Consider the following 23,139-nt stretch of genomic DNA (forward strand, 5'->3'; position numbering starts at 1 on the left):
AAACACTTGCTCGCTCGTTTCACCTTTCGTGTCGCGTCTCTGTCGCTGAAATTCGCGTTGACGATCATTGTCGCCCGCACGCTCGGCTTCGCAGCGGTGGCCGTCTATGGTTTGGCGGTCGCTGCGTCGGTCGTGTCTTCGAAATTGCTTGGACTGGGTTTTAGCACCGAAATCAACCGGCGATTGAGCGCCGAGAGCCCGTCCCAGGCGATCCAAGACGCGCGCCGGTTACTCGTGCTTTATTGCGCTGTATATGTTGCGATCGCCATTGTACTTATAGTCGTATGCATTGCCGGGGGTTTCGACGCGTTCCCTCCAATCACGCGAGGCGTTTTTTTTGGCGTGATGCTCGTGGCCTTCTCCGAGCACGCTGGCCTTGAGACGACTTCGTATGTCTTTTCACTCCATCAACCGCGCGCGGGGGCTGTGCTGCTCTTCATCCGCACCGGCGCGTGGGCAGGCGTCGCGATTCTCAGTTTGCTTGCCGGTTTGGTCCACTCCATTGAGGCGGTCTTCGCCCTTTGGTGGGGGGCAAATATCATTGCCACGGTCGCGGCGTACCGGTGCATTCAGTGTCGGGGGCATCAGTCCGGTTTCGAGCAGCGAGCTCAGGCGCCGCGCGTACCAGGCAGCACACGTTCAGTGTGGATGGATGGCTTGCCCTTCTTTATAGCGACTACTGCACTTTCCGGATTGCAATACGGCGAGCGATTTCTCGCAAGCGATGTGATTTCGACCGACACGCTGGGTCGCTATGTATTCGCATGGTCTGTCGCTAACTCCGTTCAGACGATTGCCTATGCCACGATCGTTGTTACCGCTGCGCCACGGCTCGTCCGCTCGCTGAGCGCGATCAATGGCGATTTCCCGGCAACTCTGCATCGAGCAGTTCGATCGAGTGTCGCCATCACGTCTCTGGCTGCCGTCTTTATTCTGATCACGCACAAGCTTATCTTCTACACCGCCCACGAACCGGGCGGCGGTCGTGAACTCACGATGCTGTTCATACTGCTTGTCTCGTTCGTTCTGCGGTCAATTACGGATGTCTACTGGGTCGGCGCGGTTGCGCTGCGTCTAGGTAAGCAGGTTGCCGTTGCGACTGTCTGCGTGGCGGCCCTGGCCGTGCCGGTTGAATGGATGTTGATCACTCGACTCGAGGCAATCGGTGCGGCACTTTCGCATTTGACAGCAAGCGTGGCAATTATGGCTATTCTGGTGTTCATCATCAGGCACAACCGTGTGGCAAGTGTCGCCGCTCTGCTAGAGAGGAAGACGTCGCATGCTTCGTAAGATACTCTCTGCCGGTCCACGACTCAGCACGGGCGTAGTCCGATTGTTCACCGGCCTTGCAATCGTGATGTACTTCACGATGTATTGGAAAGCCAGTGCATTTCTACCTGAGTTCGTGTTTCGAGATTCGGAGAAAATTCAGTCGCAGGTTGGCGGATCGAGCACGTATCAGGACACATCTTTCGACGCGGTCGCGAAGTTGTATTCGTCACTCGGAAATACCGGAAGCAATCTTTTCGTGCTGACCGTCGGCGGCTTGTTCATTGGGCTGATGGTCGGCTATTCGAAGCGCGTCGGCGGTTTGCTGCTGAATATTGTGCTGATTGCACCGTGTGTGTTCTTCAATCTGTTCGTGGCCAGCAAAGACACGCTCGTCGTTCTGATGTCGATCGTGCTCGTTCTAATAGCGCGGAGATGGCGTGTATGGCAGGTAATGATCGCCATGATCACTATATACTCCGCATACGCCTTGACCGTGCGCATCTACTTTGAACTAATCCTTGTCATCGGCATTGGTGTCTGGTTTTTTCGACGGGCGTCGCTGCGGATAAAGACGCTTTTGATTTTCGCGGTGGTGCTCGGGCTCTACGTACTGCCGAACAGCGCGTACTTCGTGTTGCTTCATCCACGCGACATGGCGGTGGATTATCTCGTTGCAGGCTCGCCCTACGGTGCGCGTACCGGCTTCTATAACTTGGTCGAACCGCAATCGTTTACCGCGTTTTGTGCGGACTACATCTATGCGATTCTAAGGTTGACGGTGCCGGTTCTGTTTTATCCTGGTCCAAAAGAGTTTGCAATGCTGCTGTTCGTAGGGCTCGCCGTCGCGTCGGTGTTCGGTCGGAAATCTTTTCATGAGGGCAACCGTACAGACGCTGTCGATCTGCTAGCAAGCCTCGTAATAGGGCATATGGCAGTTTCAATGCTGTTCGAGCCTGATCTTGGTAGTTACATCCGACATCTGTCAAGCGTTGCGCTCTCTTGCGCTTGGCGACTCAACTACCTCGGACCGCGAAGAGTCGGCGCAAGCAGGAATGTTTTGACTGGTCGCCCGCGGATCGATTCAGGATCGCGGGAATCGATCAATCGACGAGAAAATATCCATCCCACTAAGGTTCAACACCTGTGAGCACGCAGAGCGATCGATCGAGAGTTTTTGAAAACGTCCAGGCCGCGCGTGCACTGGCTGCGTTAGCCGTTGTCGCGTACCACATTGGTGTGCTGCCGTTTGGGCAATGCGGGGTCGATATATTTTTTGTGATCAGCGGATTTATCATGTCATACGTTGCTCCGGGGGAGGGGAGGGGATTTCTGCCGAGACGTCTTGTTCGGATATTGCCGCTCTACTGGTTGTCGACGCTTGGCGTGTACTTCATCGCCATGTTTAGCCCGCACTGGCTGAACACAACGACAGCGGGCGCGGTCTATCTTGTGAAGTCGCTTCTATTCATCCCATACATGAAGGCGAATGGACACTGGGGTCCACTCAACCTTAATGGGTGGACGCTTGAATATGAGATGTTTTTCTATCTTGTCATCTCACTCGCGATGTTGCTGGTGCAGTCGCGATTTGCGACAACTGCTTCTGCTGTCTTGCTTGCCACTTACTGTGCACTCACTGCGTCGATCAAGCCCTCAAATCCGGTTGTCGATTACCTTGGGCAGCCGTTTTTGCTGGAGTTCGGCCTTGGAGTGCTTTCGTACTGGCTTTTGCAATGGGTGCGCACTGAGTGCTTGCCACAGTGGTCCTCGTTGACGCTCGCTGTATTCAGTCTCGCGACAATGCCGGCGTACTTTTATCTGCACGGTGCGCCAAACGGGTTCACTCGCACTCTTGCGTACGATATTCCGGCATTCGTATTCATCGCATCTCTGATCGCTTTGGAAATGAGAGGTTGGAGTACGCGGAGTTACCTCACAGACGGGCTTGGCGCCGCCAGTTACGCGATCTATCTGTTACATCCCTATGTCGTCGGTATTCTGGAAAAACTGTTGACGATCCAGCCGGATCTCAATTCATGGCGAGGCGCGTCGGCGACTCTCATCGTGATTGTTGTCGTATGCGTGGTCGGGGTCATATGTCATGTTTTCGTCGAGAGGCCTACGGTTGCTTACCTGAACCGCCAGTTCGGGCGACGCCGGACCCCGGCGGCCGGTCCCGCATGATTGCATTTAAAGCGCTAGTGAAAGCAGGCGTGGTCGCATTTTGTATATGCAGCGCGGCAGCGCGTGGGCAGGCACAGCCGTCCGGACAATGGAAGCTGGATAGCGAAGGGCTCGCGAAGGTGGGTACTCAAGTCAAGGTCGAACGCTTCACGTCCGCAGCGGCGACGCAGATCAAAGCTGCTGGATTTAGCTTTGTTCGCTTCGGTGTGTGGGTGAACGCGATGCAAACCGCTGCGTATCAAAAGCGCGTAGGCGCTGCGTTTGCCGCGGCTCAGGAGGCAGGCTTACCTGTTCTCGTCACTGTCCGCTCCACTATCTCGCTTGTCTTGCCTTCGTCGAATGGGTCAGCTCGTAATGCACAACTGCGCGACGCCGCAAAGCAGTTGACCTCGGTCATAGGGGGCGTCGTCAGCGCTTACGGGAATAACGTGCTTGCTATCGAACTCTGGAATGAGCCGGAGTTGACAACATATTGGCCGACCGGTAACGCCGATACGACATTTCCAATTTATATGCAGGCCGTCTGCGCTGGATTAAAAACTCTTCACAAGTCGATTCCCGTCGTTGGGTTCGGTTTCGCGACGGTTCCGGCACGGGGTACGCAGTCGGACAAGCTGCTGGAGAGTATTCGAGGGTCGTCGGCACACTGCATCGATGCCGTGTCGTACCACGCTTATGGAATGAACGAATTGCAAATTCAACAAGCGTCCAGGTACATTCGCTCGCGGTACGGCCTGCCAGCGCTGATCACAGAGTGGGGCATTTCGTCGGGAGGCAAGGGAGGACTAACCGGCCAGGCAGCGCACATCAATTCGTTTCTCATGGGTCGCCAGTCGTTGAATACACCGCTGATTTCGATCTACGAATGGCAAGATACGGTGAACGGCAAGAATGCCCGTGAGCGGAATTTTGGCTTACTCGATGCCTTGGGGGCGCGCAAGCCGGCGTTCGGTGCCGCAGCGATCGCATTGCGCAACCAATGACCGCTGATTTAGCGAGTTTTCTCCGATTTGCCGATCCGTTCCGTCAGCTTGCAGGCGAGCGCCGTCAGTAGCATGAGACAAACGAGCGTCTCGCCGACCGCGAAGGCCGGTGCAGTAGTCACATGACGTTTGGTTTCACTCATTCGTGTTTGCGCGCGTGATATGGCGTGATTCTACAGGCAGAGTTGGCTGCTTCCTTCCCCCTCACCCCCGCCTCACCATCAAAACCCCCACCCCAATCGCCGCCAGAAAACCCCCACAACACCGATTAAACCATCGCCTGACTCTCGCACGCACCAACCACTTCCCAAGATACATCCCCGCCCACGAATACAACGCGATAGCGGACCACTCCAACACCAGAAAACTCGCCCCCAGCACCGCAAACTGCGGCAACATCGGCTTCGCGATATCGACAAACTGCGGCAAAAACGCGGTGAACACCAGAATGGCTTTCGGGTTACCTGCAGCCACGAGGAACTCTCTGCGTGCAACCCGCGCAAGCGAGGCATCTTCCTGCTGCGTCGTGTCGATGGTGGGCGCATCGCTGCGCCACAACTGAATGGCCAGCCAGATCAGATAACCGGCGCCAGCCAGTTTGATCGCGAGAAAGAACCACTCCGACGCGTGCAACACGACGGCGAGACCGGTTGCGGCAAGCACGAGCATCATCGCGAATGCAACCAGACGCCCCGTGCCGCCGACGAACGCGGTCATGAAACCATGACGCGCCGCCACATTGATCGACAGCAGGTTATTGGGCCCGGGCGCGAGATTGATCGCGAAGCAGGCGGGCAAAAAGAACAGCCAGGCGGTAACGGACATGACAGCTCGCACATAGAAAGAATGCAATTGCGACGGGCCGCGCGGCAAGACGGCGCGCGCGGCACCCTCATGCGATTGTAGCGAAGCTGGTGAAGCCGATGTCGAGGGTGCGCTTAATTCACCGCTTTGACAAACCCCGGATCGCCGATCAACGCGTCGACGCTCAGCTTGACCGTATCTTCTATGGCGATAGTACTGCTGGTGAACTTCGGCGATTTTTGCTTGACCATCTTGGTGGTTGAGAACACAACCTTCTGGGTCGCGGCGTCGGTCACCACGTAGCGCATTTTCAATGTCCAGAACGCGGGCGAGCGCGTGTCGTCCACCGTGAATTTCTCGATGCTGCCGCTGAGGACCCGCTTGCCCTCGTCAAGATGAAAACCGGCGACCCGCAGGCTCTTCACAACGCCATTGCGCACGGTTTCATTGATGTCGTTCTTGAGCACGATGCCCGTCATCGCCGTGTTTTCGATGCGGTTCGGCGAAACTTGTCCGCTGCGAGCGGGCATGTAGGCGAAGTCACTCGCAGGGGCGACGCTAAGCCAGCCGGTCGGATGCGCTACCACGCGTGCCGAGCTATTCAGGCCGAACCACGACCACGAGCAGGCGGAGAGCATCAACGGCAGCGCGATCGTGCCGCATCCTTTGAGCACGGTCGAGCTTAACGGTGAACGCGTGGCATTGAGCGACTGCGGCACAGACGCGCTCCGATGCGGCGACTCAGGCGCTGTGCTGGAAAAAGCGGCGGTCGAGGTCAGAGGAGTTACCCTATTAGATTGAGTCATTCCGGAGGAATAGCCGACATGGTAACAGCGGCCGGCACTCTGGCATCTCTTAATCAGGGAGCACTCGGCTGCTCCCAGGGGCGAGGCACGCCACGCCGTCAGAAGAAGCCGGCTTTTCCCTGAGTCATATCCACCAGCGCCCGCTGCGCATCATCCACCGCGTTGATGGGCAAACGGATCGTCATCTTCACCAGCATCGCGTAGGCGCTGTCCACGAGCGCGTAGCCTTCGGCATCGATCCATCGGCGCACTTTCGCCTCGTCGGCGTAACTGACCTCGACGGTCAGCGAAACCTGCGCGATCCGCTCGACGCGCGGCGCATCCAGCAGCGCTGAAGCGATCGCATCGGTGTACGCGCGCACGAGTCCGCCGGCGCCGAGCTTCACGCCGCCGTAGTAGCGCACGACGGCGGCCAGCACGCCGTCCAGGTCGTGATGCCGCAGCACTTCGAGAATCGGCCGGCCGGCGGTGCCAGAAGGCTCGCCGTCGTCGGACATGCCGGACTGGCCGCCGGCCAGCAGCGCCCAGCAGACATGCGTCGCGGCAGGATGCTCGTCGCGCAGGCGCCGCAACTCGGCCATCGCGGCGTCGCGGTCGGCAACCGGTATCGCGTACGCTATAAATCGGCTCTTGCGAATCTCGAGTTCCGCGCTCAACGCCGCGGGCAGGGTGTAAGTGGGCAAGGCAAGGAGTTCGGTAGATAAAAAGTACGGGCCGCACGCGGCGGCGTGCCCGCCATGGTAACGGATCGGCGGCCGCCGACGGAGTGTCTCCGATACGACCCTGCACGGCCTGTGCGCCTGGTTTGCGTGCATTGTGCCGGTCCGCTCGTCGCGCGTTCATCGCGTGAGTCATGGCAATGCCCGGACGGCAGGCACGGCGCGCGCCAATCAGAAATCACACATTCGTCTACAATCTTCCGCTAAACGCGCGTGCCTGTTTGCTGAAACCAACGCGTCATCAAGGAGACAACATGCTTGACCTATCCACGTTAGGGACTTTCGTTGCCGTTGTTCTCGGGCTCTTTCTGATTCCGGGCCCGGCCGTGCTGCTGGTGTTGACGCGCACCGTGCATGGCGGCCGCAAGGCCGGCATTCTCACCGGCCTCGGCATTGCGGTTGGCGATTTCATTCATACGCTGGGCGCATCGGTCGGCCTCTCGGCGCTGCTGATGACTTCGGCGCTGGCCTTTAACGCGGTCAAGTTCGTCGGCGCCGCCTACCTGGTTTATCTGGGCGTTCGCGCGTTGCGCGAGAAACAGGCCAGCGCGCACATGCCGTCCGTCGCGCCGGTGTCCGCCTCGAAAGCGTTCTTTCAGGCCATTCCCGCTGAAGTATTGAATCCCAAGACCGCGCTGTTTTTTCTCGCGTTTCTGCCGCAGTTCGTTCGTCCCGAACACGGTTCCACGTTTCTGCAGTTCACCACGCTCGGGCTGATTTTTGTCGGCATGAGCGCGCTCTATACGACGCTGATCGTGTTGACGATTCGTCCGCTGGGCAGATTCGTCAAGCGTCTGACGTGGCTGACGCGCTGGCAGAACAAGATCATCGGCGTGCTGTTCATTTCGCTCGGCCTGCGCGTGGCCACGCAAACGCGTTGATCGAATGGCGCGGCCTCGCTTGACCGCAGCGGCAGCGAGGTTGCGTTTGCGCTAGATATTGCGGCGTTGTCGCCTGAGGCGGCCTTCGCGCGCGTATTCCATCTGGCCTTCGGTGCGAACCGCAAGCCTTTCCTGCTCGGCGCGGCTCATTTGCCGCGTATCGTCGATCTCGCCGACCCGCAGCACTTCCTGGGCGATTCTGATGCGCAGTGTCATCAACGGTTCGCCACGCTCGACCAGCGCGCGGTCCGCGGCGCGCGCCTGCTGGACGCCGCCGTCGATCAGGTTGCGCAGTTCCAGCAGCGTGAGCCGCTGCCGCTGGATTTCGAGGATGAGCCGCTGGACGGCCTGCTCGTCGCGCGTGCGCCACCAGGCGCGCAGCTCGGCGAGCGTGGGAGGTTCGAAAGGTGGAAGGCGCATTGCTCAGACTAAAAGTACTGTATGTATGTACAGTATATCTTGTCTTTTTACGGGAACGCGTAGAGCGTGTTCCCAGTTCATCGCAGTGGAAGAAGGCGTGTAGCGCTCAGGACAGCGCAAGCATGATTGACGTGGAAACCACGATGATGAAAAGACACGCGGCGGTGAGAATGTCGTACGGATAGTTCATGTTATTGAGCATCTGACGTAGCGGTGTGAAGGACCATCATAGGGATAAGCGCGCTGTCCTACTGTTAAGCTTTGCAAGACATAAGCGCGGTCCGGCGACGTATGACTGGAGGACAAAGATGAACGGAACAGCAACGCACGTGCCCACGCATGGACCGAAAATCGATTTCTGGTTCGACTTCGGCAGCAACTACAGCTATCTCAGCGTCATGCGCATCGAAGCGGAGGCGGCGGCGCGAGGCGTGCAGATTCACTGGCGTCCGTTCCTGCTGGGGCCGGTGTTTCGCGACCTCGGTTTCGACAACTCGCCGTTCGTGCTTCAGAAGGAGAAGGGCGCGTATGTGTGGAAGGACATGGAACGGCAATGCCGCAAATATGGCATTGCCCTGAAGCGTCCCACCACATTCCCGCGCGCCGCGCTTCTTGCGATGCGCGTGGCGCTGCTCGGCGCGCAGCGTGAATGGATCGCCGCCTACTGCCGCGAGATCATGCAGTTGAACTTCGCGCATGACCGCGATATCGGTTCGATGGAGGTGGTGAGCGAAGCGCTCGACGAGTTGGGTTTGCCGGCGAGAGAGATCATCGCCGAAGCGCAAAGCGACGCGAACAAACTGCGCTTGCGTGACCAGACCGCGGCGGCCGCGGCTCGCGGCATTTTTGGCGCGCCGACGTTTTTTGTCGGCGATGAAATGTTCTGGGGCAACGACCGGCTGGAAGATGCGTTGGACTACTGCGCATCGATCGCCGCGAGTGGCTAGCGTGTGGAATGCGCGGCGCCCGATCGGCGCGGCGTTGTGTTACTCGTTGCCGTCCTGGCAAAAACGGCGGCCCGGCACGTGCGACACGACAGCCTGTGCGATCTCTAACGGCGTGCTCTCGGCGGGCACCACCCGGCGGCTCGATTCGGGCGTGTGCTTCATGGTCCATTCGACGAGCCGGTACGAGCGGCCCCAAGGATGCTGGAGCGGGTCCGAGACCTTGCATGAATGAATCTGGCTGACCCACTCGTTGCCGGGCATGGCGCGCAGATGCTCGAATACCGTGTCTTCAACCATGGTTTGACTCCTTCTTCGCGGGCCTGCAGTCCGTCTTCTGGCGCGTAGTCGACATCCGGGGAAAAAGCGCCGCCGATGTTCTGGCGGCTTCAACAGGGGATGTTGTGCCTCATGGTTGCAGCAAAGAATTAAGCCAGACTTAAGAGCGCAAAAAGCGGATCGCGTAAAAGCGTAGTTGCCGCGATCAGACCCTCAAGCCCTCGCAAAATCAGCCGTTATTACAGCGATTGGGGTCGCCAACCCCGCTTCGCCTTCGGGCCCGCCCCTGATAACGTGACGAACCTCGCCCAAACGCCGCTTTCCGAGCGCCTTCGTTCGCTCGTCGATACCGTGCAGCACAACGAGCGCACGCTGCGGCGCTTCCAGAACGTCGAGTTGCGGTTGATCGGTGCTCAGGACTTCGCATCGTTTCTCGACACGCTGTTCACTCAATTGCCGCGGGAATTTTCGCTGACGGGCGTGACGCTCTGGCTCGACGACCGCGCGCCGATGCTGCGCGAACTGCTCGAGCCGGCCGCCTTGCGCGCACTCGATCAGTCGAAGCTGCTGGTCTCGCGAGAAGGCGGCCTTGCCGCGCAAGGCTTGTGCGAAGAGGGGCGGCCTTGGCTCGGCAATCTGCACGGCATGGGCGATTCGGCACGGCGCGCATTCTTCGGCGCCGGCCTGCCACCCGCGAGCGCAATCGTGCTGCCGCTTGCCGCGGGCGATGCCGTGAGCGGCTATCTCTGTCTCGGCAGCGACGACCCGGCGCGTTTCGCCGAGGGCATGGCCACCGACATTCTGGAGCGCTTCGCGAGCATCGTGACAGCGAGTCTCGACAACGTCGCGCATCGCGAGCGGCTCAAGCAACTGGGCATGACCGATTCGCTGACGGGCCTCGCCAATCGCCGCTATTTCGACGAGCGGATGCGCGAGGAGATCATGCGCGCCTGTCGCTACGGCGTGCCGGTGGCGTGTCTGTTCATCGATATCGACAGCTTCAAGCGGATCAACGACACCTACGGCCATCAGACCGGCGACCGCGCGTTGGCGGCGGTGGCGGCTTGCGTGCGGCAACAGGTGCGTCTCGGCGACACTGTAGCGCGTTATGGTGGCGAAGAATTCGCCGCGCTGCTGCAAGGCGACCGGGCCGACGCGCTGACCGTCGCCGAGCGTGTGCGGCTGGCGGTCGAACGGCTGGCTTTGCAGGACGATCATGGCGAGCGCATCGTCCTGACGGTGTCGATCGGCGTGGCGGCGCGCACGATCGGCGGCACGCCGGCCGAGTCGGCCAAACTGGGCGGCGCGATGATGGAAGAAGCCGATCGCGCGATGTATCAGGCCAAACGCAACGGCCGCAATCGCATCGAGGCGCTGGCTAAAGCGGGCGATATGGAAACGGCACGTTGATCCGAGGCGCTGAAGCTCGCGCCGAGTTCGCGTGACCGGCGCGACTGAATGACTGGCGTGATGGACGCCAGCGGTAACTCAACGCGGCAATTTTCCGCACGGCATGCGAAAAACTGCGAGCCTGGCCTTCGCATGCCACCTGAAGCTCGCGTTCAAGTACCCGGCGCATCCGGCGGCACACCCAGCAACTGCAGCGCTCCACCCGTCACGCCGCTGAACACCGGGCCGGCCACCGTCCCGCCATAAAACGCCTTGCCCGCCGGATCGTCGATCATCACCGCAACGATCAGCCGCGGGTCGCTCATCGGCGCCATGCCGACGAACAGCGCTCGGTAGCGGTTTTTCGCGTAAGTCGCGCCGACCTGTTTGCGCGCCGTGCCGGTCTTGCCGCCGATCCGGTAGCCTTCCACCGTCGCCGCGCGGCCTGTGCCGCCCACGCCGGTCGCCATTTCCAGCATCGAGCGGATGGCGCGCGCGGTGGCCGGCGCCGTGACCGCGTGGCCCTTGTCGCCGGATGGCGCGGCCGCGTCCGTTGCGTTGCGCAATAGACTCACGCGATGCATCGTGCCGTCGCCGGCATAGGCCGTGTAGACCTGCGCCATCTGCAGTAGCGACGTGGACAGCCCATAGCCATACGCCATGGTCGCCTGTTCGATCGGACGCCAGCGTTTGTACGGACGCACTTTGCCGGATGCCACGCCCGGAAACGTCAGCTCCGGACGCAACCCGAGCCCGTATTCCTGATACTTGGTCCAGATCTTTTCGGCCGGCAGATTCAAGGCGAGCTTGGCGAGCGCGATATTGCTCGACTTCTGCACGGCTTCGGCGACGGTCATCACGCCATGATTCGAGGTGTCGTGAATGACGGCCGGCCCGATCTTGTACCAGCCGGGCGCGGTATCGATCACACTCTGCGGCCGCACCTTGCCCTCGTCGATCGAGAGCGCGACGACCACCGGCTTGATCGTCGAGCCCGGCTCGAAGGTATCGACCACCGCGCGATTGCGCAACTGGCGGCCGGTCAGGCGGGCGCGGTCGTTCGGATCGAAGCTCGGGTAGTTGGCGAGCGCGAGAATTTCGCCGTTGCGCGCGTCGAGCACGACCACGCTGCCGGCTTCGGCGTGATGTCTGGCGATCGCTTCCTTGAGCTGCGCATAGGCGAGCTGCTGGATCCGCCGGTCGATCGTCAGGTGGATGGTTTCGCCGTTTTGCGCGGGCACGAGCGGCCGCGTCTCGGACACCACGCGGCCCAGCCGGTCGCGGATCACTTCGCGCTGGCCGGGCACGCCGAGCAATTGCTCGTTGGCGGCGAGTTCGACGCCCTCCTGACCGTTGTCTTCGATATCCGTGAAGCCGACCACGTGCGCCGCCGACTCGCCTTCAGGATAAAAGCGCTTCGAATCCGCGATCTGCGTGATTCCGGCGAGGCCCAGTTTCGACAGATGCCCGGCGGTCTCGGCATCCACCTGACGCTTGAGCAGGACGAACGTCTTGTTGCCGTTCAGCCGACGGCGCAGTTCCGCCAGCGGCAGATCGAGCAGCCTGGAGAGCGGCGCGACTGCCGCTTCGTCGATCAGCTTGGGCGAAGCCCAGATCTCGTAGGTTGCGAGGCTGACAGCGAGCATGGAGCCGTTGCGATCGACGATCCGCCCGCGCGTCGCGTCGAGTTCGATGGTGCGCTGATAGCGCTTTTGCCCTTGATCGACGTAGAAGTCCTGGTTCACCACCTGCACCCAGAACGCGCGTCCCGCGAGCGAGGCGAACGCGCCGAACACCAGCAGAACGATGAATTTCGAACGCCACATCGGCAGGCGTGCGGCCAGCAGCGGGTGCTTCGCGACGGGCGCGTAGGGATCGTGCGACTGCGATTTCTTCTTCTGGATCATTGGATGCGGTAACGAACAGCTCGATTAACTTGCGCCGCCTGAATCGGCGGCGGTGAACACTTTGAGTTGCCAGCGGAAACGCACGGCCAGCATGCGCACCGCGAAACCGCCCGCGAGCACGCCGACCGAAGCCGGCCCGGGCGCCACGCCGCGGGCTTGCAAGGCTACATACGCGGCGCCGGCGCCGAGCGCGATGCTGGCGTACAACTCCTGACGCAACACCAGCGGCATCTGATTGCACAGCAGGTCGCGCAACATGCCGCCGCACACGCCGGTGATCGCGCCGGCCAGCACGACGATGGCGGGGCTCACGTCCGTCGTCGCGGCCACGTCGCAGCCGATCACCGTAAAGGCGATCAGGCCGATCGCATCGACCGTGACGAAGAGCCTTTGCCAGTTGCGCAGCCACTTCGCGCACGCCGCGGCAACCGACGCCGCTCCGATTGTAATAAGAACGTAATCTGGATGCGAGATCCACGCAAGGGGATAGTGGCCGAGCAGCACGTCACGCACCGTGCCGCCGCCGAGCGCGGTGACGGTGCCGACAAAGCACAAACCGAAGCGATCCATGCCGCGACGCATGCCCATGAGCGCGCCGGACATGGCTTCCGCGACGATCGCGAGCAGATAGAGGAGATGGAGCAGCATGACGGCAAGCCTCTGGAACGGCGCTCGCGAACGGCTCCGGTGTGGAGCGCACCCGCGCGGCGTGCGTTGAAAAGCGGCCATTATCGTAAGCGTGCCGTTAGCATGAAAATGCCTTAAGCAAAATTCGGCGATGCCAAATTTGGCTTAACTTGGTTGCGGTTCGGCGCGTGGTAAGCGTTTGCTGAACAAGCCGACGCTAGATGTTGTGGAGGAGGTGGTCCGAGCTAGACCGAGGCGCGCGGGCGTAAAAAAACCGCGCGGACTTCAAAAATCCGCGCGGCTGTTTCGTTCGATTAATGCGTCGACTCCGACGCGGCGTGTTAAAGAGGCGCTCCCTGCCTGTTGAGCGCCTTCTTTTTTGTGGGCTGCTTCTGCTGCTTTCCGCTGATGATGTCAGGCCGCGCAAGAAACGCTCAAGCCGGCAGCGCGAAGCTCGAAATCGCTTCGCGCAGCACACCCACCTGATCCTTCAGCGAATGCGCCGCGGCCGCGGCCTGTTCAACCAGCGCCGCGTTCTGCTGCGTGACCTGATCCATTTCGCCGACGGCGCGATTGACCTGCTCGATCCCCGCGCTCTGTTCGCGCGAGGCGTTGCTGATTTCCTCGAGAATCTCGTTCACGCGACGCACCGACTGCACGATCTCGCCCATCGTCGAACCGGCGTTGGCGACCAGCGACGCGCCGGCTTCCACCGTGTTCGTCGAGGTTTCGATCAGCGCCTTGATTTCCTTCGCGGCGGTTGCCGAACGTTGCGCGAGGCTGCGCACTTCGGCGGCGACCACCGCGAAGCCGCGTCCCTGTTCGCCCGCGCGGGCCGCTTCGACGGCGGCGTTGAGCGCCAGGATGTTGGTCTGGAAAGCAATGCCGTCGATCACGCCGATGATGTCGCCGATCTGCCGCGAACTGTTGGTGATCTCGCCCATTGTGCGAACCACGTCGTCGACCACGCGGCTGCCGCGCGTGGCGACGTCCGCGGCCTGGCCGGCGAGATGCGCGGCCTGCAGCGCGCTGTCCGCGTTCTGCTTCACGTTGACCGTCATCTGGTCCATGCTCGACGCCGTTTCAACGAGCGCGGCGGCCTGTTCTTCCGTGCGTTGCGAGAGATCCGTGTTGCCGGCGGCGATTTCGGTCGCGCCGATGTTGATGTTCTCCGTGCCGAGACGCACGCGCGACACTGTCTCGACGAGGCCGGCCTGCATCGTCTGAAGCGCGTGCAGCAGGCTGCCGGCGTAGTCCGACTGGAGCGGCACGCGCGTGGCCAGATCGCCGCGCGCCATCAACTGCGCGTGTTCGACGGCCACTTCGAGATCGCCGCCGAGCGTGCGGCGAATACTGCGCAGCACCAGCAGCATGACGGCGGTGGCAATGGCGCCGAGCGCGACGGTAATGACGAGCCAGCGCAGCAGATTGGCGTAGAACGCGCTTTGCACGTCGTCCATGTACATGCCGGTGACGATATACCAGTCCCACGGCGTGAAGTGACGCGAGTAGCTGGTCTTGGCCACGGGTTTGTCGCTGCCCGGCTTGGCCCACAGATAGTCGACGAAGCCGCCGCCGTCGCGATTGCCCGCGTTGACGATATCGACGAACAGATGGTTGCCCGCCGGGTCGGTGAATTGCGTCAGATCCTTGCCGACCATCTCCGGCTTGAACGGATGCATCAGCATGACGGACTGTGAATTGTTGACGGAGATGTAGCCGTCGGTGCCGTAACGCATCGCCTTGAGGGAGTCGAGCGCCTGCTTTCTGGCTTCCTCTTCGGTGATGGTGTGCTGTTGGGCGAGCGTGTAGTAACGCTCGACGATGTGGTTGGCCTGGTCGATCAGCGATTTCAACTGATCGCGGCGATCCGAGATCATCGAGGCGCGGTTTTGCCATGCGCCGAAGCCGCCGATCAGGATCAGGCCGATCCAGAGGACGGCGATCATCGAGGCCAGTTTTTTGTTCAGAGTCATAGCGGTTTCTGCTTTCGCACAGTGGTCGGTCAGGGATTGGATTCGCTTGCGGCGAGTGGCTTGTCGCTGACTGTGTTTACGGCGCGGCGGCAGTGGCTGCGCAGGGCAGGGGAAACCCGCTATTGGATATTTTATTCGTCTGACTAAAGAGACTTTTTCTTCGTGAAGGCGTTTTTATGCTGCGTTCGCACTGGCTTGATTATTGAATGCTGATTAAATCGGGCTTTCCCTCTATTGCCGGTGTGAAAATGGTGCTTATTGGCGAATCGATATTAAGCGTTAAGTTTTTTGTAAATAAAAACGGATATTAAAACCTCAACATCGCCACAATCGCCTGATGACAAAAACGAGCGGATGCGCCGCTCATCGAAGCGTGGTCGTGTGGTTGCGTCAGGATTCCACAAAACGCCAATAAAATCCAAGCAATTTATCGCATTGGCGGGTTGCAAAAAACGACACATTTTTCCACTTATCCGCAAATGGAGAAAGCCGCTGTCACGCAAAAGACGAATAAATAAAAATTCCGCTATAGTCGCCATTTTCCAGACGCCAGTCGGGCAATAGAAGAGCATCAATAAGCCCGCCACCAGGAGTACATAAAATGAACGCCCGCGAACCCGCTTTCGTCTCCGCTTCCCGTAGCGCGCGCCTGCGCCAGATGCTCGTCAGCAACGAACTCGAATTCATGATGGAGGCCCATAACGGCCTGTCCGCCCGCATCGTCCGCGAAGCCGGCTTCAAGGCCATCTGGGGTTCGGGCCTCGCGATCTCCGCGCAATACGGCGTGCGCGACAACAACGAAGCAAGCTGGACGCAAGTGGTCGACACGCTCGAATTCATGGCCGACGCGAGCGATCTGCCGATCCTGCTCGACGGCGATACCGGCTACGGCAACTTCAACAACGTGCGCCGCCTCGTGCGCAAGCTCGAACAGCGCGGCATTGCCGGCGTGTGTATCGAAGACAAGCAGTTCCCCAAGACCAACAGCTTCATCAACGGCGAAGCGCAACCGCTCGCCGATATGGACGAGTTCTGCGGCAAGATCAAGGCCGGTAAAGACTCGCAGTCCGACGAGAATTTTTCGATCGTCGCGCGGGTTGAAGCGTTGATCGCCGGCTGGGGCATGGACGAAGCGCTGCGTCGCGCGGAAGCGTATCGCCAGGCCGGCGCGGACGCGATCCTGATTCACAGCAAGCTCTCGCGTCCCGACGAAATTCTCGAATTCGCGCGCGAGTGGGCCGGCCGCGGCCCGCTCGTGATCGTGCCGACCAAGTACTACAGCACGCCGACCGAAGTGTTCCGCGAAGCCGGCATCAGCACGGTGATCTGGGCGAACCATCTGATCCGCGCGGCAACCTCGGCGATGCAAGCCGTCGCCAAGGAAATCCACACGAGCGAAACGCTCGTCAATGTGGAAGACAGCATTGCCGCCGTCAACGAAATTTTCCGCCTGCAAGACGCCGACGAATACTCGGAAGCGGAAGACCGTTACCTGTCGAGCGGCCGTGCGGCCGGTTCCGTGGTCGTGCTCGCGGCAAGCCGCGGCAAGGGCCTCGAAGCCGTGACCGAAGACCGTCCGAAGGTGATGCTGCCGATCGCCGGCAAGCCGCTGCTGCGCTGGCTCGTCGATGCGTTCAAGAAGCAGGGCGTGAACGACATTACCGTGGTCGGCGGCTATCGCGCCGATGCGATCGATACGGCCGGCATCAAGCTCGTCGTCAATGAACAGCATGCGCAGACGGGCGAACTCGCGTCGCTCGCCTGCGCGGTCGACAAGCTGGCCGGCGACACGGTGGTGTCGTATGGCGATCTGCTGTTCCGCAGCTACATCCTGCGCGATCTGGTGGAGAGCGAAGCGGCGTTCAGCGTGGTGGTCGATTCGTCGTTGACCGACGCGGAAAACGCCAGCGTGCGTGACTTTGCCTGGTGTTCAGCCGCCGACGACCGCGGTCTGTTCGGCAATAAGGTCGTGCTGCGTCATGTGTCGAGCGGGCAGGACGCCACCTCGGCGATCGCGTCGCAAACGCCGCATGGCCGCTGGGTTGGTTTGCTGAATGTGCGCGGTGAAGGCCGTGAGCGCTTGCAGGCTGTGATGAAGCAGTTGCAGGCGCGCGCGGATTTCGCGTCGCTCGACATGCCCGCGTTGCTGAACGCGCTGATCGAAGCGGGCGAATCGATCGAAGTGCAATACGTGCACGGCCACTGGCGCGGCGTGAACGACCTGGAAGACTTCCGCCGCGCGGGCGACTTCGCGCATGCGCAAGCGCCGTTCGCGGCCGCTGTCGGTGCGGTCGATAAAGGGGCGACGAACGCAGCCGGCGGAGCCGCGCAATGATCGAGGCAGCGCAGTTCGTCGAGGCGGCGCGCGAGCGCGGCTTCGACTGGTATGCGGGCGTGCCGTGCTCGTATCTGACACCGTTCATCAACTACGTGTTGCAGGACGAATCGCTGCATTACGTGTCCGCGGCCAATGAAGGCGACGCCGTCGCGCTGATCGCGGGCGTGACGCTCGGCGCGCAAAACGGCCGGCGCGGCATCACCATGATGCAGAACTCTGGGCTCGGCAACGCCGTCAGCCCGCTGACCTCGCTCACGTGGACCTTCCGTTTGCCGCAATTGCTGATCGTCACGTGGCGCGGCCAGCCCGGCGTCGCCGACGAACCGCAGCACGCGCTGATGGGCCCGGTTACGCCCGCGATGCTCGACACCATGGAGATTCCATGGGAAACCTTCCCGACCGAAGCCGACGCCATTGGCCCGGCGCTCGATCGCGCCATCGCGCATATGGATGAAACCGGCCGCCCGTACGCGCTCGTGATGCAGAAGGGCAGCGTGGCGCCGTACGAATTGAAGGACAGCGGCGCCAACGAACGCCGCGCGCCCGTCATGCCGCAATCGCAGTTCACGAATGTGGCGGCGAGCGAACTGGCTTCGCGGCACGACGCGCTGAACAAGGTGATTGCCCACACGCCGCTCGAATCGACGGTGGTGCTCGCGTCGACGGGCTTTTGCGGGCGCGAACTCTACGCGATCGACGATCGTCCGAACCAGTTGTACATGGTCGGCTCGATGGGTTGCGTGACGCCGTTCGCGCTGGGTCTCGCGCTGTCGCGTCCCGACCTGCACGTGGTCGCGCTCGACGGCGACGGTGCCGCGCTGATGCGCATGGGCGCGTTCGCCACCCTCGGCGCATACGGTCCGTCGAATCTCACGCACGTGCTGCTCGATAACGGCGCGCACGATTCGACCGGCGGTCAGGCGACGGTGTCGTCGCAGGTTTCGTTTGCGGGCGTGGCCGCGGCGTGCGGTTATGCGTCGGCGGTCGAAAGCGACGACGTGAACGTGATCGACGCCGTGTTCGAAGCGGCGCCGCTCGACGGCCCGCGCTTCGTGCGTCTGGCCATTCGCCGCGGCACGCCCGACGGGCTGCCGCGTCCCACCATCACGCCGCCCGATGTGAAGACGCGTCTGATGCGCCACATCGGCGCCGCTTAAACTCAAGGAACACTTATGCTGCTGCTCAATCCCGGTCCGGTGACGCTCACCGAGCGCGTTCGCAACAGCCTGTTGCAGACGGATCTGTGCCACCGCGAAAGCGAGTTTTTCGATCTGCAGGAAGAGGCGCGCACGCGCCTCGTCGATCTGTACGGCCTCGACGCCGGCGAATGGCAGGCCGTGCTGATGACCGGCTCCGGCACGGCGGCTGTCGAAAGCATGACCGCCGCGCTGGTGCCGCAGAACGGCAAGCTGCTCGTGGTGGAAAACGGCGTGTACGGCGAGCGCATTTCGCAGATCGCCGCGCAGTACGGCATCGCGCATGAGTCGCTGAAGCACGACTGGATGCAGGCGCCCGATCTCACGAAGATCGCCGAACGCCTCGACGCGGACAAAGCGTTCACACACGTCGCCGTGATTCATCACGAAACCACCACGGGCCGTCTAAACGATCTGGCGGCGCTCGGCGCATTGTGCCGCGCGCGCGGACTGCGTCTGCTGGTGGACGGCGTGAGCAGCTTCGGCGCGGAAACGATCGATTTCGCCGACGCCAGCCTCGACGCGGTCGCCGCCACGGCGAACAAATGTCTGCATGGCGTGCCGGGCGCGTCGTTCGTGCTGGTGCGCCGCGCAGCGCTCGCGCAAGCGGCGAGCCGCACGTATTACCTGGATCTCGGCCGTCTCGCGAAGTTGCAGGACCAGCGCAATACGCCCTTCACGCCGTCGGTGCATGCGTATTACGCACTCGTCGAAGCGTTGCGCGAACTCGCCGACGAAGGCGGCTGGCGCGCGCGTCACGCACGCTACGCGGCGCTGGCCGAACAGGCGCGGGCGGGCCTTGCCGAGCGCGGCATGGGCAGCGTGTTGGCGCCGGGAGAGTCGTCGGTGGTATTGCGCGCGTACCGTTTGCCGCAAGGCATTGCGTATCCGCAATTGCACGACGCGCTGAAGTCGCGCGGCTTCGTCATCTATGCAGGGCAAGGCGGTTTGTCGGCCGAGCTGTTCCGCATCTCGACGATGGGCAACATTCACGCCGCCGACATCGACCGTCTGTTGCAAGGCTTTACCGAACTGATGCGCTGATGCACGCTTCCGGTGGCCGGCCGCGCAATGCGGTCACACCGGGTCTTTGTCCGGCGGCCCATCGGGGCGCTGCGGTTCCTCTGTGTGATGGCCGGGTGACGGCGGCACTAGCGGATCGGCTTCCGGGTCGCGATTCGGGTCGGCGTTGGGGTCGGGAATCGGACTGGTATGCATGTCGTAGCTCATGGCAGCACCTTTGGGGGGAGAAGAGGCCGGTGCGGCGACGGCGTCGAACTCACGCCGGCCGTTCTCTTCAAGCGTAGGCCTTTCCGGCGCACCGCGTCTCCTACTTTTTCAAGCGACGACCCACGCTGAGCTGCCAGTAACGCTCGGTCGCGAAGACGTCGTCGTAATTGCCCGCGCCGAATGCGCGCAACTGGCTCTCATAGGCATAGACCGCCTCGCGTTTGAGTTGCGCGCGGCGCTGTGCGTCGATGGTGTGGCCGGCGCTCGGACTGGCCGGCGTCGCGACGATGCCGCGCTGCGCGAGATCGGCGAGCCGCGCCTGCACCACGCCGGGCGTGCGCCGGTGAATCGCTTCCTCGTAGCCGAACCAGGTGAGATGCGACAGGCGCGGCAGGATTTCACAGCAGGCTTCGAACACCCGCACGTGATCGTCGTGATACAGGCCGAGCGGCATCAGCAGCGTGTTGGCGGTGGTGCGGTAGATGGTTTCTTCGAGCGCCGCCGCCATTTTGCTGATCGAGGGCGAGTCCAGATATTGACTGTCGCGAAACGGCATGCGCAGCGGAATCGCGTCGAGCACTTCGAGTGCGCGGTTGTCTTCCAGCGTTCGTTCGTGGATGGCCTGATGGGCGTCCGTGAAGCCTGCCTTTTTATCCCATTCGGTATGCATCGTGTGCTCGGGCGGCGCGGCGAATACCGTGCAGACCGCGGCGTCGGGATGGGCGGCGAGCAATGCGCCGCAACTGAAGACGGCGTCGTCGAAATGGGGCGAGACAATGAAAAGGCGTGGGCTGGTTTCGCTCATGGGGCGTGTGTTGGTTCGCGACGCGCGGGCCGTGGACGAAGCGGGTAGAGGCCGAGTGTCGCGCCGATGCTTGGAAAAATGCGGCGTCACATCAGCTTAGGCGGAATCGTCGCGGCTTGCGCGGCGGGTTTGTGATTTGCAAGCCGCGTGCCTGAGGGCGTGGCGGGTAGTGGGTCCTGCAAAGGCTCACCTTTGCTGGGGCTGAAGACACGTGGTTGTCTCGGTCCCACGGCTGTCGGAAGCAAAAATGGCACCGGGTCTCGCCTGCGCCCGGACGCTCGAGCCGGCCTTAAAGTGCTTCCAATTCGGGAGCAGGTCGGCTCAGGTTAACCGCGCACATGTGAGCGACAAAACCTCATAACCGCACACATGTGAGCGGCTATCGGTATTTCTCAACTGGTGAGCGTCGGGCCCTTCGGGGTAAAAAAGCTACGCCCCTTGCGCCGCCAACCCTGCCGCGTGCCTGAACGCCGCCACCATGCCCGCGACGATATCCTCGCGCAACCGTCCATCGGCCATTTTCAGCGCATACGACGGATGCCACGTCGGTACGATCAGCCGGCCGCCGTGATCGATGGTCTGCCCCAGATACTCCGACAGATTGACGTGCGCGCCCGTCAACGCCTTCAGCGCCGTCGCGCCGAGCGTGACGACCACGCGCGGCGCGACCTGTGCGAGCTCGTGGTCCAGCCAGTACTGGCAAGCCTCGACCTCGCGCCGCGCGGGTGTGCGGTGGACGCGTTGCTGTTCCAGCGTTTCCCATTTGTAATGCTTGACGGCATAGGTCAGATAGAGCGCCGAGCGTTCGAGGCCGGCGCGCGCCAGCACCGTGTCGAGCAGTTGACCGGCGGGGCCCGTGAAGGGCGCGCCGTGCTGGTTCTCGTGCTCACCGGGTTGTTCGCCGACCACCATGAGCGCGGCCCGAGCCGGGCCGGCGCCCGCGATGGCTTGCTTCGCGTTGCGCCACAGCGCGCAGCGTCGGCAGGTGGGCAGCGGGCCGGTGGGCTCGCGCAAGGGTGGCGTCACCGCCGAATATTCGAGCGGCGGTATCTCAGGAATGGTGACGGTGCCACGCTGCGCGCCGAGGCGGCTTCGTTCGCGCGCGAGTTGCGCGGGTAGCGGCGGACCGGCGGGGGGTGTTTTCCAGTAACGCAGCGGCATGGGCGTCGGCGTGCCATTGAATACGCTGGCGTAGTAGGCGAGCCAGAGGGCCTCGGTGGGTTCACTGGTCGTGGCTTCGCCGGCCATGGCGGCGGGGGGCAATGTCGGCGTGGTCGGGCCGTTCCGCTGACTCGGCGGCAAAGTCGGAGCAGTTGGCCCGTTCGGCTGGCCCGCCGGCAATGTCGGCGTGGTCGGCTCGCTCCGCTGACTCGGCGACAATGCTGGCGTGGCTAGCCCGTTCAACTGGCCGATCGGCAAAGCGTGCGTAACGTGCCCGCTTTCTTCCGTTGCCGGCCGACTGATTTGCAGCAGCATGCCGTTCCAGAACACCGCGCCTTGCGGCGTCGCCAGCATCCACGTGGAATCGCCCATGCGCTCGGCAAAACGCTCGGCGGCCTGCGCCAGCAGATCATGATGCGGCTCGTACCAGCCTACGAATTCCGGCGCTCCCATGGACGGATCGCGCCGCCTGAACAGAGTGAGCGCCACCAGATCACTGGTTTCATGCTCGACCGACTGGATGCGCTGATCGAGCAACGCGCCGTCGGTGTCTTGCGGATCGAGGACGTGGCGCTCGCCGTGTGTCCAACGCCACAGGATGCGATAGAGCAGCGACCAGCGGTCCGGCGCGTAATAGCAGGCCGCCGTTTTCAGCCAGGCGAGCAGTTCACGAGGAATCGCGGGCGTGGGAGTTGCCGAAGCGGTGGCGGAACCTTGTTGAGCGCTTGCGTTGCCGCTATCCGAGCGGGCCGAATCACACGAATCGCATTCAACCCACTCGATCCGCGCAGGCTCGACGCCTTGCCGCAGCAGTTCCCGCGCCGCATGGCGCCAGGCGGCAAAAGACGGTTCGATAGCAATGCGTTTCATGCGGACGCGCCGCGGCTCTGCGCTGCTGAACGCATGAATCCGTGCGGACTGAAATACTGTATGGATATACAGTATGCGCCTGAATGCCGGTCCAGATCAAGCGTGTCGCTGCAGGAGACGGAATTCGCGACCGGGGTGCTTCCACTGAGCCTAAGTCAGGGCCAATGGCGTTTCATGATCGAACCAAGCCCGATAGCGGCCGGTGGCCGATCGACCTTCTGCAAACCTTCCAATGTTCGCCAAAGCGGCGCCCACAGCCTTACACCCAATCGAGCAAGCAGCCACCGCCGCCGATTGATGATGTAATTGGCGCCCTCACTCTCTTTTCATTCACCGGGGACAATTGCA

23 protein-coding genes are annotated in these 23,139 nt (G+C 61.9%); 10 read left to right on the forward strand and 13 right to left on the reverse strand.

Translation table 11 applies throughout. The features are described from left to right. Window positions 1–6: 6 nt before the first annotated feature. The 4 genes from ACFSNN_RS35585 to ACFSNN_RS35600 are packed head-to-tail and all read left to right on the forward strand — an operon-like array spanning window position 7 to window position 4,439. The gene (locus ACFSNN_RS35585; RefSeq protein ID WP_134463463.1) at window positions 7–1,290 is read left to right on the forward strand and encodes a lipopolysaccharide biosynthesis protein; all 1,284 of its coding nucleotides are present in this window, start codon (window positions 7–9) and stop codon (window positions 1,288–1,290) included. After that, a complete protein-coding gene (locus tag ACFSNN_RS35590; RefSeq protein ID WP_134463465.1) occupies window positions 1,280–2,419 on the forward strand; it encodes a hypothetical protein in 1,140 nt (379 codons plus the stop codon). Before ACFSNN_RS35585 ends, ACFSNN_RS35590 begins: the two co-directional genes overlap by 11 nt. Further along, a complete protein-coding gene (locus ACFSNN_RS35595) occupies window positions 2,416–3,456 on the forward strand; it encodes an acyltransferase family protein (protein ID WP_134463467.1) in 1,041 nt (346 codons plus the stop codon). The genes ACFSNN_RS35590 and ACFSNN_RS35595 overlap by 4 nt, the downstream gene beginning before the upstream one ends. After that, on the forward strand, window positions 3,453–4,439 hold the full coding sequence (locus ACFSNN_RS35600) for a cellulase family glycosylhydrolase (protein ID WP_166799360.1): 987 nt from the start codon (window positions 3,453–3,455) through the stop codon (window positions 4,437–4,439). Before ACFSNN_RS35595 ends, ACFSNN_RS35600 begins: the two co-directional genes overlap by 4 nt. An 8-nt stretch (window positions 4,440–4,447) precedes the next feature. On the opposite strand, the gene ACFSNN_RS35605 is transcribed toward ACFSNN_RS35600, so the two are convergent. The 4 genes from ACFSNN_RS35605 to ACFSNN_RS35620 form a co-directional block, all read right to left on the reverse strand. Continuing rightward, the gene (locus tag ACFSNN_RS35605; protein ID WP_279631175.1) at window positions 4,448–4,582 is read right to left on the reverse strand and encodes a hypothetical protein; all 135 of its coding nucleotides are present in this window, start codon (window positions 4,580–4,582) and stop codon (window positions 4,448–4,450) included. A 61-nt stretch (window positions 4,583–4,643) separates the two neighbouring features. Further along, a complete protein-coding gene (locus ACFSNN_RS35610; protein ID WP_134463471.1) occupies window positions 4,644–5,264 on the reverse strand; it encodes a LysE family translocator in 621 nt (206 codons plus the stop codon). A 113-nt stretch (window positions 5,265–5,377) separates the two neighbouring features. Further along, window positions 5,378–5,917, reverse strand: coding sequence for a hypothetical protein (locus ACFSNN_RS35615; RefSeq protein ID WP_134465585.1), 540 nt, complete (start codon window positions 5,915–5,917; stop codon window positions 5,378–5,380). Window positions 5,918–6,147: 230 nt separating this feature from the next. After that, window positions 6,148–6,732, reverse strand: coding sequence for an IMPACT family protein (locus ACFSNN_RS35620; RefSeq protein WP_116122022.1), 585 nt, complete (start codon window positions 6,730–6,732; stop codon window positions 6,148–6,150). Between the two features lie 290 nt (window positions 6,733–7,022). Between ACFSNN_RS35620 and ACFSNN_RS35625 the strand changes: the two genes are divergently transcribed. After that, a complete protein-coding gene (locus ACFSNN_RS35625) occupies window positions 7,023–7,649 on the forward strand; it encodes a LysE family translocator (RefSeq protein ID WP_134463473.1) in 627 nt (208 codons plus the stop codon). Between the two features lie 51 nt (window positions 7,650–7,700). On the opposite strand, the gene ACFSNN_RS35630 is transcribed toward ACFSNN_RS35625, so the two are convergent. After that, window positions 7,701–8,069 carry a hypothetical protein gene (locus ACFSNN_RS35630; RefSeq protein ID WP_106305051.1) on the reverse strand — a complete coding sequence of 123 codons (369 nt, stop codon included), beginning with the start codon at window positions 8,067–8,069 and terminating at the stop codon, window positions 7,701–7,703. 308 nt (window positions 8,070–8,377) lie between these two features. On the opposite strand from ACFSNN_RS35630, the gene ACFSNN_RS35635 reads away from it, so the two are divergent. After that, window positions 8,378–9,016 carry a 2-hydroxychromene-2-carboxylate isomerase gene (locus tag ACFSNN_RS35635; protein ID WP_134463475.1) on the forward strand — a complete coding sequence of 213 codons (639 nt, stop codon included), beginning with the start codon at window positions 8,378–8,380 and terminating at the stop codon, window positions 9,014–9,016. A gap of 39 nt (window positions 9,017–9,055) precedes the next feature. On the opposite strand, the gene ACFSNN_RS35640 is transcribed toward ACFSNN_RS35635, so the two are convergent. Beyond that, window positions 9,056–9,313: a DUF2866 domain-containing protein gene (locus tag ACFSNN_RS35640; RefSeq protein WP_012427844.1), complete on the reverse strand. Its 258-nt coding sequence runs from the start codon at window positions 9,311–9,313 to the stop codon at window positions 9,056–9,058. Between the two features lie 273 nt (window positions 9,314–9,586). On the opposite strand from ACFSNN_RS35640, the gene ACFSNN_RS35645 reads away from it, so the two are divergent. After that, entirely contained in the window at window positions 9,587–10,702 is a 1,116-nt protein-coding gene (locus ACFSNN_RS35645; protein ID WP_134463477.1) for a GGDEF domain-containing protein, read from the forward strand. Window positions 10,703–10,854: 152 nt separating this feature from the next. On the opposite strand, the gene ACFSNN_RS35650 is transcribed toward ACFSNN_RS35645, so the two are convergent. The 4 genes from ACFSNN_RS35650 to ACFSNN_RS35665 form a co-directional block, all read right to left on the reverse strand. Beyond that, complete coding sequence (locus ACFSNN_RS35650) at window positions 10,855–12,588, reverse strand: peptidoglycan D,D-transpeptidase FtsI family protein (RefSeq protein WP_134463479.1); 1,734 nt, start codon at window positions 12,586–12,588, stop codon at window positions 10,855–10,857. A 24-nt stretch (window positions 12,589–12,612) separates the two neighbouring features. Further along, window positions 12,613–13,236 carry a trimeric intracellular cation channel family protein gene (locus ACFSNN_RS35655; RefSeq protein ID WP_134463481.1) on the reverse strand — a complete coding sequence of 208 codons (624 nt, stop codon included), beginning with the start codon at window positions 13,234–13,236 and terminating at the stop codon, window positions 12,613–12,615. Between the two features lie 413 nt (window positions 13,237–13,649). Continuing rightward, window positions 13,650–15,191 carry a methyl-accepting chemotaxis protein gene (locus ACFSNN_RS35660; protein ID WP_134463483.1) on the reverse strand — a complete coding sequence of 514 codons (1,542 nt, stop codon included), beginning with the start codon at window positions 15,189–15,191 and terminating at the stop codon, window positions 13,650–13,652. A gap of 272 nt (window positions 15,192–15,463) precedes the next feature. Continuing rightward, window positions 15,464–15,766 carry a hypothetical protein gene (locus tag ACFSNN_RS35665; protein WP_134463485.1) on the reverse strand — a complete coding sequence of 101 codons (303 nt, stop codon included), beginning with the start codon at window positions 15,764–15,766 and terminating at the stop codon, window positions 15,464–15,466. 26 nt (window positions 15,767–15,792) lie between these two features. Between ACFSNN_RS35665 and aepX the strand changes: the two genes are divergently transcribed. Genes aepX through ACFSNN_RS35680 form a run of 3 tightly spaced genes read left to right on the forward strand, consistent with a single transcriptional unit; the run spans window position 15,793 to window position 19,769 of the window. Beyond that, window positions 15,793–17,526, forward strand: a complete 1,734-nt coding sequence (aepX, locus tag ACFSNN_RS35670) for a phosphoenolpyruvate mutase (RefSeq protein ID WP_134463487.1) — start codon at window positions 15,793–15,795, stop codon at window positions 17,524–17,526. Further along, window positions 17,523–18,686, forward strand: coding sequence for a phosphonopyruvate decarboxylase (gene aepY, locus ACFSNN_RS35675; RefSeq protein WP_134463489.1), 1,164 nt, complete (start codon window positions 17,523–17,525; stop codon window positions 18,684–18,686). The genes aepX and aepY overlap by 4 nt, the downstream gene beginning before the upstream one ends. Before the next feature lie 15 nt (window positions 18,687–18,701). Beyond that, window positions 18,702–19,769, forward strand: coding sequence for a 2-aminoethylphosphonate aminotransferase (locus ACFSNN_RS35680; RefSeq protein ID WP_134463491.1), 1,068 nt, complete (start codon window positions 18,702–18,704; stop codon window positions 19,767–19,769). Window positions 19,770–19,802: 33 nt separating this feature from the next. Here ACFSNN_RS35680 and ACFSNN_RS35685 read toward each other — a convergent pair whose 3' ends face one another. The 3 genes from ACFSNN_RS35685 to ACFSNN_RS35695 all read right to left on the reverse strand — a co-directional run bounded on the left by ACFSNN_RS35685 (window position 19,803) and on the right by ACFSNN_RS35695 (window position 22,791). Beyond that, entirely contained in the window at window positions 19,803–19,955 is a 153-nt protein-coding gene (locus ACFSNN_RS35685) for a hypothetical protein (protein ID WP_165614491.1), read from the reverse strand. 100 nt (window positions 19,956–20,055) lie between these two features. Continuing rightward, window positions 20,056–20,760 carry a PIG-L family deacetylase gene (locus ACFSNN_RS35690; RefSeq protein WP_134463493.1) on the reverse strand — a complete coding sequence of 235 codons (705 nt, stop codon included), beginning with the start codon at window positions 20,758–20,760 and terminating at the stop codon, window positions 20,056–20,058. A gap of 429 nt (window positions 20,761–21,189) precedes the next feature. Continuing rightward, window positions 21,190–22,791, reverse strand: coding sequence for a UdgX family uracil-DNA binding protein (locus ACFSNN_RS35695; protein WP_134463495.1), 1,602 nt, complete (start codon window positions 22,789–22,791; stop codon window positions 21,190–21,192). Window positions 22,792–23,139 lie beyond the last annotated feature (348 nt).

It is taken from the genome of Paraburkholderia dipogonis (assembly GCF_042680985.1).
Taxonomy (GTDB): Bacteria; Pseudomonadota; Gammaproteobacteria; order Burkholderiales; family Burkholderiaceae; genus Paraburkholderia; species Paraburkholderia phytofirmans.